Genomic DNA, 11575 nt, shown 5'->3' on the forward strand with positions numbered 1-11575 from the left:
CGAGGCCGACGACCACGCCCGAGACCGGGGTGAACTGGTAGTTGTAGGCGACCTGAGCGCCGCGGGAGAAGCCGTCCTGGCTGCGGTCGCGGAAGGTGGCGGTGCTGCCGGCGGCGGCGAAGGGGGCGAGGACGCCGAAGACCGAGCTGTTCGAGCGGCTGCTGGCGTCGACGGCGTAGCCGGCGTTGATACCGAAGTAGGCGCCGGTCCAGGTGAACACGGGCACGGGGGTGAAGACGGGCGGCGGGGCGGCGCGGCGCGGCAGGTCGGCGGCCGAGGCGGCGCCGGTCAGGAGGGCCGTGGCGGCGCTCGCGAGAAGAAGCTTCTTGATCATCTGGTCCTCAATCTCCCGTTGATCGGGATGTGCCGAGGGACAGGACGTCAGGAGCGGCCGACGCGATAGTGCAATGGTGCAACAGCGCCCGCGAAGGCTCCCGGCCGGTGGCGGAAAAGGTGCGCTGGAACACATGACGAGCCCGCGATGACTGAGCGATGCGCATTATTCGACCAGGACTGCCGGCAGATAGAAATATGGTTCGTCAATACCGGCGTCGTCGAGGTGTTAATCTGCGTGTAACAATCGCAGCTCGACGCGAGAGCGCTGCCCCGGGTGTAACGCTCGCGTGTAGATTGCGGCCGAGGCAGCCCGTTGGACGGGCCCTGGTAGAATGCGGCGTGGACGATCCGGGCCGCCTCCCTTACCGTTCTTCCCATGTCAGAGGCCCATTTCCCGTCCGACGAGGGGCTGGTGCGGGCGACCGGCCGGTTGGCGGTCGCCCGCACCCTTTCGGAGGTCGTTTCCATCCTGCGCGACACGGCGCTGGACATCGTCGGCGCGGACGGGATCGCCGTGGTCCTGCGCGAGGGCGAGTTCTGCCTGTACGCCGCCGAGGACGCGATCGAGCCGCTGTGGCGGGGACGGCGTTTCCCCCTCACCGCCTGCATCTCCGGTTGGGTGATGCTCAACGACGAGACCGCCGTGGTCCCGGACATCGAGTTCGACCCGCGGGTGCCGAGCGAGGCCTATCGCACTACCTCGATGCGCAGCCTCGTGATGGTGCCGATCGGGTCGCCCGAGCCGATCGCGTCGCTGGGCGCCTATTGGTGTGCCTCGGTGATCCCCGACGATGCGACGGTCTGCCGGCTGGAGACCTTGGCCCATCAGGCTGCGGTCGCGCTGATTCGGCTGCAGGAGCCCGCACAGGTCGGCCGCCTCTGGGCGGCCCCGCCGTCCGATCGCGTGCCTGAGCGGACAGGCTAGGGCTCGATCCGGGAAGACCTGCCCGAGAAGACCTGCGCGCCTGCGTCGCGGTGGGGATCGTTTGCCAAGCTCCGGCCGTTCTCCGCGCGCTCGAAGAACCCGCACGGACGTCTCAAGCCCCCGTCATGAAGCGCATCATCCTCATCAGCATCTTCGTCGTCCTGTTCGCCGCGATCGTCGCGATCGTCGGCCGCTGGTCGATGGTCACGCCGATCAACCCGGCCGTGTCTCCGGATTCCTCCGCGACGCCGAACCCGACCGGCCAGCGGAAGTGAGCATCCCCGCCGGCGCGCTCACTCGCGCCCGCCGGCACCGACCCGACCGCGGAGCGCCGACAGCAGGCCGCCCTCGAAGAGCAGGGCGGACCCGTAGTGGAACTCGATGTCGAAGCGGCTGCGCGAGTTCATCGCCAGGGACGCGCTCTGCAGGGCGATGAGCCGGCCCGCCTCGTCGAACAGGCCTGAGCCCGAGCCGCCGTAGCCGTCGTTGCAATCGTGGCGCGCGCGGCGGATCGCGTCCTCGGTCGGCGGATCGATCCGCCGGATGGCGCAGCGCTCGAGGCTGCTGGGCCCGCGATAATTGCCATGGCCCGCCGGGGACACCATGGTCACCGGCAGGGCGATGTCCCCGACCGGCAGGTCGGGCGGCTCCGGCAGGGGCTGCGGGACGGCGTCGGCCGGACGGTGTAGGCGCAGGATCGCCCAATCGTCGGTGATGTGCAGGCTGTCGGCGCCGGGCGCGGGTCCGAGCACCAGGCTGTCCGGGTCGAAATCGTAGTTGCGGCCCCCGATCTGGAAATAGCAATCGGCCACCGCGCGCGTGGCCGCGAGACGGCGATCGCGGAAATTGTGCGCGTTCAGCACCACGGTCGAGCGATCGGCGATCAGCCACGCCGCGGCGGCCTTCTGCGGGACCCCATCCGGATTGCGGCACCACAGGATGCCGGCGCCGCGGAATCGGTCGAAATCGGCCCCGGTCAGGTCGCGGCGCCCGTCCTGCGGGTAGAGCGCCGTAAGCCGGTGCGCCGGCGGGGCGCGGTCCTCGCCCCGGGCGGCTCCCGCGAGGACGAGCAGGGCGGCGAGCGGCAGGAGCCGCCGCCAGGCCGACCGGATGGGCTCTTCGGTGACCGGCATTTCGGTGGCCAAGAGCACTCCGGACCGTCTCAAGCCCATCAGGCAGCCCCGAAGATTGAAGGCCGCGCTCGAAGCCGGCCGGGAACACAGTTTTGGGCGGGCGCCGAAGGGCGGTCAAGTCGGCAACGGGTATTCCGGCCTTCCCGTCTGGCATTGCCGAATTATCCCGATAACAAATGTCAGCTTGCCTGAAGACATCGTCGGGCATTGGCGCATAAAACTGAAAGGTGACAAGATCTTAATAAGCAGATCATAAAGGTCGAATGTCTCTAAGTCGTAAGTAAATCTGACTATCGATGCGACCGGCCTCGATCGATCTTGCACTGCGAAAATCAATAGCTGCGATGCCGCGAGGCGGAGCGGCCTGGCGAGGAGATGCATCATGAGAAGCCTAGCGGGTTCCGTCTCGGTCCTGGCGATCCTGGCACTGGGGCCGGTCGGCCTTGCCGGAGCGGCTTTCGCCAACGACAAGCTCATCGAGCAGTCGAAGAGCGACGAAAACTGGGTGATGCCCGGTAAGAACTACGACTCGGACAATTACAGCGCTCTGACGCAGATCAACAAGAGCAACGTCAAGCAGCTCAAGCCGGCCTGGACCTTCTCGACCGGCCTGCTCAACGGCCACGAGGGCGCGCCCCTGGTCGTCGACGGCAAGATGTACGTCCACACCTCGTTCCCGAACAACACCTTCGCGCTCGACCTCGATGATCCGGGCAAGATCCTGTGGCAGGACAAGCCCAAGCAGAACCCGGCCGCCCGCTCGGTCGCCTGCTGCGATCTCGTCAACCGCGGGCTGGCCTACTGGCCGGGCGACGGCAAGACCCCGGCGCTGATCCTGAAGACGCTGCTCGACGGCAACGTCGTGGCGCTGAACGCGCAGACCGGCGAGACGGTCTGGAAGATCGAGAATTCCGACATCAAGGTCGGCTCGACGCTCACCATCGCCCCCTACGTGGTGAAGGACAAGGTGATCATCGGCTCCTCGGGCGCCGAGCTCGGCGTGCGCGGCTACCTCACCGCCTACGACGTGAAGACCGGTGCGCAAGTCTGGCGCGCCTACGCCACCGGCCCGGACGAGGATCTGCTGCTCGCCAAGGACTTCAACATCAAGAACGCCCATTACGGCCAGAAGGGCCTGGGCACCTCCACCTGGGAGGGCGACGCCTGGAAGATCGGCGGCGGCACCAACTGGGGCTGGTACGCCTACGACCCGGGCACGAACATGATCTACTTCGGCACCGGCAACCCGGCGCCGTGGAACGAGACCATGCGTCCGGGCGACAACAAGTGGACGATGACGATCTTCGGCCGCGACGTCGACACCGGCGAGGCGCATTTCGGCTACCAGAAGACGCCCCACGACGAGTGGGACTATGCCGGCGTCAACGTGATGATGCTGTCCGAGCAGAAGGACAAGGACGGGAAGATGAGGAAGCTCCTCACCCATCCCGACCGCAACGGCATCGTCTACACCCTCGACCGGACGGACGGCTCGCTGGTCTCGGCCAACAAGATGGACGACACGGTCAACGTGTTCAAGTCGGTGGACCTGAAGTCCGGCGCGCCGGTGCGCGACCCGGAATACGGCACCCGGATGGATCACCTCGCCAAGGACATCTGTCCCTCGGCGATGGGCTACCACAACCAGGGGCACGATTCCTACGATCCGAAGCGCCAAGCCTTCTACATGGGCATCAACCACATCTGCATGGATTGGGAGCCCTTCATGCTGCCCTACCGGGCGGGTCAGTTCTTCGTCGGCGCGACGCTGAACATGTATCCGGGCCCGAAGGGTGACCGGCAGAACTACGAGGGTCTCGGCCAGATCAAGAGCTACAACGCCATCACCGGCAAGTTCAACTGGGAGAAGATGGAGCGCTTCGCCGTCTGGGGCGGCACCACCGCCACCGCCGGCAACATCGTCCTGTACGGAACGCTCGACGGCTTCATCAAGGCGCGCGACTCGGACAACGGCGACCTCCTCTGGAAGTTCAAGCTGCCGTCCGGGGCAATCGGCTACCCGATCACCTACACCCACAAGGGCACCCAATACGTCGCCATCTATTACGGCGTCGGCGGCTGGCCGGGCGTGGGCCTGGTGTTCGACCTGCAGGATCCGACCGCCGGTCTCGGCGCGGTCGGCGCCTTCAAGAAGCTCGCCAACTACACCCAGATGGGCGGCGGCGTGGTCGTGTTCTCGCTGGACGGCAAGGGTCCCTACGACGACCCGAATGTCGGCGAGTACGCGCAGCACGCCGCCAAGTAACCCGCACCTGATCCGCGCGTCCGAGCGCGCGACCGCTCCGCCGCCCCCTCCGGGCGGCGGAGCCCCGGCTCGGCGAGCCCCGCGCACGGGTCGCCCCCGACAAGCATCATTGAGGGAACGACACCATGCCGCTTCTCGGCGGACTCCTTCGCGCGGCGACCTGCGCCGCGGCCCTGCTCGCCCTCGCGATCCCGGCCCAAAAGGCCTGGGCCCAGGAATCGGAGGCGCAGGCCATCCAGTCCGAGCCCGGCAAGGCCGCGGCCGCGCCCAAGGCCGACCCGTCCACCTTGCGGATCTGCGCCTCCGAGAAGCAGCCGCCGCTCTCCATGCGGGACGGGTCCGGGCTGGAGAACCGGGTCGCCGCCGCGGTCGCAGAGGCGATGGGGAAGAAACCCGTCTTCGTCTGGCTCGCCAAGCCGGCGATCTACCTCGTGCGCGACGGGCTGGAGAAGCGCACCTGCGATGTGGTGGTCGGCCTCGACAGCGACGACCCGCGGGTGCTGACCACCAAGCCCTACTACCGCAGCGGCTACGTCTTCATCACCCGCGCCGACAAGGACCTCGACGTGAAGTCGTGGTCGGATCCGCGCCTCAAGACCGTCGACCACATGGTCGTGCCGCTGGGCTCCCCGGGCGAGGCGATGCTCAAGGATATCGGCCGCTACGAGGAGGACATGGCCTACCTCTACTCGCTGGTCGGCTTCCGGGCGCCCCGCAACCAGTACACGCAGATCGACCCGGCCCGGATCGTCAGCGAGGTCGCCAACGACAAGGCGGATGTGGGCGTCGCCTTCGCCCCCGACGTGGCCCGCTACGTCAAGGACTCGGCCGTGCCGCTGCGCATGACCCTCGTCCCGAACGACACGGTGAGCAGCGACGGCCGCAAGATGCCCCAGAGCTTCGACCAGTCCATGGGCGTGCGCCGGGACGACACGGCGCTCCGCGACGCCCTCGACGCCGCCATCGTCAAGGCCAAGCCGCAGATCGACGCCATCCTGAAGCAGGACGGCGTCCCGGTCGTGGCCACCAACTGACACCACCGCGCACCGGCAGCGACCTGCTGCCGCGCGATCCAGTTCCCGCGAAGCGAAAGTAAGATGACGAAGACCAAGCGTATCCGGTTGATGCTCCTGGCCGGCGCCGCCTCGGCGCTCTGTGCCGCCGCCGTGATGGCCCAGCCACAATCGGGGCCGCAGACCGGCCTCGTCTTCCGCAACACCATCACCGGGGAGCCGCTGGACCTCGCCGAAGGCAAGCCCGGCGGGCGCGACACCAAGGCGGTCCAGACCTTCTTCCAGACCGGCAAGAACCTCTACATCGACGACAAGGCGTGCCTGCGCAACGGTGAGAGCCTGTACCTGACCTCCTGCTCCGGCTGCCACGGCCATCTGGCCGAGGGCAAGGTCGGGCCCGGCCTCAACGACAATTACTGGACCTATCCGGCCAACACCGACGATACCGGCCTGTTCGCGACGATCTGGGGCGGGGCCAACGGCATGATGGGCCCGCACAACGAAGATCTGAATCCGGACGAGGCGCTGCAGGTCATCGCCTGGATCCGGCATCTCTATACCGGCCCGGTCAAAGATGCCGCCTGGCTGACCGACGAGCAGAAGACGCACTACACGCCTTTCAAGGAAGGCGAGACCTTCGCCAAGGACGCGCCCGGCCAGTGCAAGCCGCTGGAGTGAGCGTCCGCGCGGAGCAGCGCCCGGCCGAGCCGGCGCCAAAGAACGGCCCGTCGGGCCGCCCTGGGAGCGAACGCAAGGAATCGACGATGCGCAACAGAATCCTGATCACCGCCGCGATGTTGGCCGCGGGGGCGCTCGGCGCCCTGCCGGCGCTGGCCTATGACGGGCAGACCTGCAAGGCCCCGGGCAATTGCTGGGAGCCCAAGCCCGGCTTCCCCGAGAAGGTCGCGGGGACGAAGTACGATCCGAAGCACGACCCCAAGGAGGTCGGCAAGCAGGCGGAATCCATCAAGATGATGGAAGAGCGCAATCGCAAGCGCATCGAGAACGCCAAGAAGACCGGCAAGTTCGAATACGACGTCAGCAAGATCTCGGCGAACTGAGTCGCAAAGATCCAAATCTATCCCTCATCCTGAGGTGCCCAGCGATCGAGGATCGCTGGGCCTCGAAGGAGGGCTCCAGAGATCGCAATGGCTTCTGGAGGGCGCCTTCGAGGCTTCCGCTTCGCGGAAGCACCTCAGGATGAGGTCGAGGATAGGAAGCCGGCAGTCGACAGGCTTCCGGTCTTCGCTGCACCACGCGCTGCTGAGCCAGTCGCGCACCTCGGTCCGGTCTCTCCCTGAGGTCGGCCGCCATGTCCCGGAACCAGCGCGATGAACACGCTCCATCCCGGCGACGCCAAGCTCACCGATTGGCGGGCCTCGGCCGCCCGCTTCGAGGCGGAGGCCGCCAAGGCGGTGGTCGGCCAGGCGCGGGTCATCCGCCTCGTCACCACGGCGATCTTCGCCCGCGGCCACGTCATGCTGGAAGGCGATGTCGGCGTCGGCAAGACCACGCTGCTGCGCGCGGTCGCCCGGGCGCTCGGCGGCGCCTACGAGCGCGTCGAGGGCACGGTCGACATGATGCCGACCGACCTGATCTACCACACCTACCTCGCCGAGGACGGCCGCCCCCGGGTCGAGCCGGGGCCGGTCCTGCGCCGGGCCGAAGACCTGGCGGTGTTCTTCTTCAACGAGATCAACCGGGCCCGGCCGCAGGTCCATGCCCTGCTTCTGCGGATCATGGCCGAGCGCAGCGTCACGGCCTTCGCCCGGGAGTACCGGTTTCCCAACCTCCAGGTCTTCGCCGACCGCAACCGAGTCGAGCGCGAGGAGACCTTCGAGCTGCCCGCCGCCGCCCGCGACCGCTTCCTGATGGAGATCGGGATGGACGCCCCGCGGGACGCGGAGGCCCGGCGCGCGCTGGTGTTCGATCCGCGCTTCCACGACACCGACCGGCTGATCGGCGCGGTTGCCGAGGGCGTGCTCGACCAGGCCCGCCTCGGCGCCATCGCGGCCTCGATCCAGGTGGCGATCCAGGCGTCACCGGAGATCGAGACCTACGTGGTCGGGCTCTGGGACGCGCTGGTGCGCCCGGCGGAGGCCGGGATCCGGCTCTCCGGCATCGACATGGCGACTCTGGTCCAGGGCGGCGCCTCGCCGCGCGGCCTCGCCTTCCTGGTCCGGGCCGCCCGGGTGCGGGCGTGGCTGGAGGGGCGGGACTGGCTCGTCCCGGAGGATGTCCGCGCGGTCTTCCCCGAGGTGATGGCACACCGCATCTTCCTGGAGCCGGTGCACGAGATGCGCCGCGGCGAGATCGTCCCGGACCTGTGCCGGGCGGTGTTCGAGACGGTGCCGGCCCCATGACCGGGGCGCCCTCGGCCGACATCATCTACCTGCCGCGCTGGCGCCCGAGGGGGCGTCGGTTCGGGGCGCATCGCGGCCAGGAGGCCGGTGGGCTGGGCACGTTCCGGGACCAGGTCCCGTTCCTGACCCTGCCGGATGCCCGCCGGATCGACCTGCGCGCCAGCCTGCGCGACCCGTTCGAGGGCGTGCATGTCCGGCGCTTCGAGATGCGCAACACCGTCGAGGTCTGGGTGCTTGTCGATCTCTCGGCCTCGATGCGCTTCCGGGGCGCCGGCGACCGTCTGCGGCTCGCGGCCGACCTCTGCGCCGGGCTCGCCGCCTCGGCGACCCGGATCGGCGACGGGTTCGGGGTGATCGGCTGCGACCGCGCCGTCCGGGCGGATCTCTACCTGCCGGCCACCCGCCGACGCGGGCCGGCCCTCGCCATGGCCGAGCGGATCGCGGCGGCGCGCTGCGAGGCCACCGGCGCCGAGGGGCTGTTGGAGGCCGCGCGCCTGCTGTTCGGCCGACCGCGGCTGGTCTTCCTGGTCTCCGATTTCCGCTGGCCGCAGGCGCTGATCGCGCAGGTCTTCGCGGCGCTGGCGCTCCACGACACGGTCCCGGTGCTGCTCGCCGACAGCGCCGAGGATGCCAGCCTGCCGGATTGGGGCTTGGTCGAGCTCGACGATCTCGAAGGCGCCGGTCGTCGCCTGGTCTTCCTGCGCCCCGCCCTGAAGCGGCGCTGGATCGCCCGGGAGCAGGCCCGGCGCGACGCCCTGCGCAGCCTCGCCGCCGCGTCCTCGGCCCGGGCCCCGTTCCATCTGGTCGACCGCTTCGACGCCCAGGCGCTCACCCGCCACCTGCTGGCGACCTGAGATGACGGGGGCGCTCATAAAAAGTCCTGATTTCAAAAGGTCCGAGACCTTTTGCGGGTGCAGGGCGGAGCCCTGCGATCAGGCACAGCCCCAGGCATCAGGGCTCCGCCCCGATACCCCGCCGAAGGGCTTCGCCCTTCGGAAACCCATGATCTTGGCCTGCTGCGCGCTCCTTTTTCAGGCCGGCGCCGCTCTGGCGCAGGTGCGCTCCGTCGAGGTGCGGGTGCCCCGCGCCTTCGGGTATTTTCTGGGCGATCTGGTGCGGGCCCAGGCCGACATCGCGGTCGATCCCGGTTTCAGCCTGCAGCGCGCCTCCCTGCCGGCGCCGGGGCCGCTGACCTACTGGCTCGACCTGCGGGGTATCACCGTCGAGGAGAGCCCCGGCCGGATCCGGCTGCACCTCACCTACCAGAGCTTCTACGCGGCGCTCGATGCCCGCCAGATCGCGATCCCGGGTTTTTCCGTGTCGCTGGAGAGCGCGGCCGCGGGGGGCACCACTTCGGCCAAGGCCGAGATTCCCGGCTGGTCGCTCGGCGTCTCACCCCTGCGGGAGGTCCAGCCGGAGAAGCACGACGATCCGGCCGAGTATCTGCGGCCGGACGGGCGCGTCCCCCGGCTCGACCCGGTGCCGGACCTGCGGGCCGCCCTCGTCGCCCTCGGGGCCGCCGTGCTGGCACTCGCCGCCCTCGGCTATGATCGCGGCTGGTTCGCGAGGCCCGGGCGCCCCTTCGCCAAGGCCGCCCGCGCGGTGCGCCGGTTGGGCCGCGGGGGCGAGGGCGGCTACCGCGAGGCCCTGCGCCTGATCCATCGCGGCCTCGACGAGACCGACGGCCGCCGGGTGCTGGCCGACGACCTCCCGGCCTTCCTCGACCGGCATCCCGCCTTCCGCCGGGAGGGGCCGGCGCTGGCCAGGTTCTTCGACGCCTCGCGCCGGGCCTTCTTCGGCCGCGAGATCGAGGCCGCCCGGGCGAGCCTGCCCTGGTCCGAGGTCGAGTCCGGCCTGCGTCGGCTCGCCGCCGCCGAGCGGGAGGCCTGAGCGATGGCCATCGAGGCGCTCGGGGTCACGTCGCCCGCCTGGCTGTGGCTGTTGCCGCTGGCGCTGCTGCCCCTGTTCGCCTCCGGGCGCCGGCGGGCCGCGGTCTCGGCCGTCGCCGCGGCACCGGCCGATCCGGCCTCACGCTGGATCGCCTGGCTGCTGCGGGGCGCGGGTGTGCTCGCGGTCAGTGGCCTGGTGGTGGCGCTGGCCGGCCCCTACGGCGCCGGCGCGCCGGTGACCCGCATCGGTATCGGCGCCCAGATCTCGATGCTGATCGACCGGTCCGGCAGCATGAACGAGACCTTCGCGGGGCGGCAGCCCTCGGGCGCGGAGGAATCGAAGGCCGCCGCGTCCCGGCGCCTGCTGGCCGATTTCGTCGGCGCCCGGGCGCACGACCTGTTCGCGGTCACGGCCTTCTCCACCGCGCCGATGCTGGTCATGCCGATGACCGACCGGCATGCGGCCGTGCGCGCCGCCATCGCGGCGATCGACCGGCCCGGCCTCGACTATACCAACGTCGCCCGCGGCCTCGCGATGGCGCTGTCGCAATTCGCCCCGGAGAGCAGTGGCTCCCGCGTCCTGCTGTTCATCTCGGACGGGGCCGCGGTGATCGACCCGCGGGTGCAGGATGCCCTGCGCGCCGCTTTCACCAAGCTGCACCCGACCCTCTACTGGCTGTTCCTGCGCACCAAGGGCTCGCCCTCGATCCACGACCGGCCGGCCGGGGAGGACACCCCCCAGGCCGCCCCAGAGCGCCATCTCGACCTGTTCTTCAAGAGCCTCGGCGTGCCCTACTGGGCCTTCGAGGCCGAAGGGGCCCCCGCGGTTGCCGACGCCATCGCACAGATCGCCGCCCTGGAGCGCAACCCGATCCCCTATACCGAGCCGCGCCCCCGCCGCGACCTGACCGGGTTCGCCTACGCGCTCGCCGGGCTCGGGCTTTTCTTGCTCGTCCTGGCGGCCCTCGCCGAGGCAGATTTTTTGGCGGCTCGGGTCGCGGGTGCCGCCGTGCCGGAGCGTGCGCCCGCGCCGGATATCCGGAGGGCGGCATGATGATGCGGTCCGGTATCCTCCTGGGCCTGCGCCGCGTGCCACGGCGCTCGGTTCCATGCGGAACGCGGCGTGCGCTCCTCTCCTGCCGATCCCGTGCCGACTGGGGATCGATCATGCGTGTGGACTGCGGGGTGCCCACATCTTTGACGGAAGAGGGCAACGATCAAGGACACGCGCCTCTCCCTCCCCCCTCTGCGGGGGAGGGTGGCCTCTGCGTCAGCAGGGGTCGGGAGAGGGGAGCGACGGTGCCGGAGAGGTCGCGACGCCTGATCCATCCTGCATCGTCGCGCTGCCCCTCTCCCGACCCCCTTCGGGGGCCACCCTCCCCCGCAGAGGGGGGAGGGAGGGCGCGCGCCCTCTCCGTAGCTCGTCACCTTTTCAGCCGGGGAGGATCCGAAGCCCGATCCCTGAGTCCGGCCGCCCGCACGCGAGAGCGCATCCGTGCCGCGTCCAGCCAGGCGACGTCGAGATTGAACTTCGCGTCCCAGAAATCCGGCCGGTCGCGCAGCGCCCGGCGGTAATCCTGGCGGGCCAGGGTCACCTGCGGGCCGGCCTTGTCGAGGGCGCCGCGGGTCAGGAGCCCGAAGGCCTCGCGC

At 69.7% G+C, this 11575-nt stretch carries 11 protein-coding genes and 2 pseudogenes; 10 read left to right on the top strand and 3 right to left on the bottom strand.

Translation table 11 applies throughout. The features are described 5' to 3' along the window. Positions 1-334: pseudogene (locus tag MKK65_RS03395) on the bottom strand (porin family protein); the annotation flags it as partial. A 378-nt stretch (positions 335-712) separates the two neighbouring features. Here MKK65_RS03395 and MKK65_RS03400 point away from each other — a divergent pair. Beyond that, positions 713-1261, top strand: a complete 549-nt coding sequence (locus tag MKK65_RS03400; RefSeq protein WP_243955315.1) for a GAF domain-containing protein — start codon at positions 713-715, stop codon at positions 1259-1261. A gap of 125 nt (positions 1262-1386) precedes the next feature. Further along, positions 1387-1536: a hypothetical protein gene (locus MKK65_RS03405; RefSeq protein WP_201025734.1), complete on the top strand. Its 150-nt coding sequence runs from the start codon at positions 1387-1389 to the stop codon at positions 1534-1536. 18 nt (positions 1537-1554) lie between these two features. Here MKK65_RS03405 and MKK65_RS03410 read toward each other — a convergent pair whose 3' ends face one another. Further along, positions 1555-2433, bottom strand: coding sequence for a trypsin-like peptidase domain-containing protein (locus MKK65_RS03410; protein WP_409565356.1), 879 nt, complete (start codon positions 2431-2433; stop codon positions 1555-1557). 343 nt (positions 2434-2776) lie between these two features. Between MKK65_RS03410 and MKK65_RS03415 the strand changes: the two genes are divergently transcribed. From MKK65_RS03415 to MKK65_RS03450, 8 genes are all read left to right on the top strand, one after another. After that, positions 2777-4660: a methanol/ethanol family PQQ-dependent dehydrogenase gene (locus tag MKK65_RS03415; RefSeq protein ID WP_243955317.1), complete on the top strand. Its 1884-nt coding sequence runs from the start codon at positions 2777-2779 to the stop codon at positions 4658-4660. Positions 4661-4785: 125 nt separating this feature from the next. After that, positions 4786-5694, top strand: coding sequence for a methanol oxidation system protein MoxJ (gene moxJ, locus MKK65_RS03420; RefSeq protein WP_243955319.1), 909 nt, complete (start codon positions 4786-4788; stop codon positions 5692-5694). Between the two features lie 63 nt (positions 5695-5757). Beyond that, positions 5758-6351: a cytochrome c(L), periplasmic gene (gene moxG / locus MKK65_RS03425; RefSeq protein WP_058191740.1), complete on the top strand. Its 594-nt coding sequence runs from the start codon at positions 5758-5760 to the stop codon at positions 6349-6351. 86 nt (positions 6352-6437) lie between these two features. Beyond that, positions 6438-6734, top strand: coding sequence for a methanol dehydrogenase [cytochrome c] subunit (locus MKK65_RS03430; protein ID WP_058191741.1), 297 nt, complete (start codon positions 6438-6440; stop codon positions 6732-6734). A 270-nt stretch (positions 6735-7004) separates the two neighbouring features. Then, the gene (locus MKK65_RS03435) at positions 7005-8036 is read left to right on the top strand and encodes an AAA family ATPase (protein WP_243955321.1); all 1032 of its coding nucleotides are present in this window, start codon (positions 7005-7007) and stop codon (positions 8034-8036) included. Beyond that, positions 8033-8890: a DUF58 domain-containing protein gene (locus MKK65_RS03440; protein WP_243955323.1), complete on the top strand. Its 858-nt coding sequence runs from the start codon at positions 8033-8035 to the stop codon at positions 8888-8890. The genes MKK65_RS03435 and MKK65_RS03440 overlap by 4 nt, the downstream gene beginning before the upstream one ends. A 148-nt stretch (positions 8891-9038) precedes the next feature. Beyond that, entirely contained in the window at positions 9039-9926 is an 888-nt protein-coding gene (locus tag MKK65_RS03445) for a nonribosomal peptide synthetase MxaA (RefSeq protein ID WP_243955325.1), read from the top strand. A gap of 3 nt (positions 9927-9929) precedes the next feature. Beyond that, complete coding sequence (locus MKK65_RS03450; protein ID WP_243955327.1) at positions 9930-10979, top strand: vWA domain-containing protein; 1050 nt, start codon at positions 9930-9932, stop codon at positions 10977-10979. Positions 10980-11349: 370 nt separating this feature from the next. Here MKK65_RS03450 and MKK65_RS03455 read toward each other — a convergent pair. Further along, positions 11350-11575, bottom strand: a pseudogene (locus tag MKK65_RS03455) (MxaK protein); the annotation flags it as partial.

This window comes from Methylobacterium sp. J-001 (assembly GCF_022829565.1).
Taxonomy (GTDB): Bacteria; Pseudomonadota; Alphaproteobacteria; order Rhizobiales; family Beijerinckiaceae; genus Methylobacterium.

Bases quoted from the DNA above. Each gene is read 5' to 3' on its own strand.
- moxJ (WP_243955319.1), top strand. From the start codon at position 4,786: ATGCCGCTTCTCGGCGGACTCCTTCGCGCGGCGACCTGCGCCGCGGCC.
- MKK65_RS03445 (WP_243955325.1), top strand. From the start codon at position 9,039: ATGATCTTGGCCTGCTGCGCGCTCCTTTTTCAGGCCGGCGCCGCTCTG.
- moxG (WP_058191740.1), top strand. From the start codon at position 5,758: ATGACGAAGACCAAGCGTATCCGGTTGATGCTCCTGGCCGGCGCCGCC.
- MKK65_RS03415 (WP_243955317.1), top strand. From the start codon at position 2,777: ATGAGAAGCCTAGCGGGTTCCGTCTCGGTCCTGGCGATCCTGGCACTG.
- MKK65_RS03450 (WP_243955327.1), top strand. From the start codon at position 9,930: ATGGCCATCGAGGCGCTCGGGGTCACGTCGCCCGCCTGGCTGTGGCTG.
- MKK65_RS03440 (WP_243955323.1), top strand. From the start codon at position 8,033: ATGACCGGGGCGCCCTCGGCCGACATCATCTACCTGCCGCGCTGGCGC.
- MKK65_RS03430 (WP_058191741.1), top strand. From the start codon at position 6,438: ATGCGCAACAGAATCCTGATCACCGCCGCGATGTTGGCCGCGGGGGCG.
- MKK65_RS03410 (WP_409565356.1), bottom strand. From the start codon at position 2,433: ATGGGCTTGAGACGGTCCGGAGTGCTCTTGGCCACCGAAATGCCGGTC.
- MKK65_RS03400 (WP_243955315.1), top strand. From the start codon at position 713: ATGTCAGAGGCCCATTTCCCGTCCGACGAGGGGCTGGTGCGGGCGACC.
- MKK65_RS03405 (WP_201025734.1), top strand. From the start codon at position 1,387: ATGAAGCGCATCATCCTCATCAGCATCTTCGTCGTCCTGTTCGCCGCG.
- MKK65_RS03435 (WP_243955321.1), top strand. From the start codon at position 7,005: ATGAACACGCTCCATCCCGGCGACGCCAAGCTCACCGATTGGCGGGCC.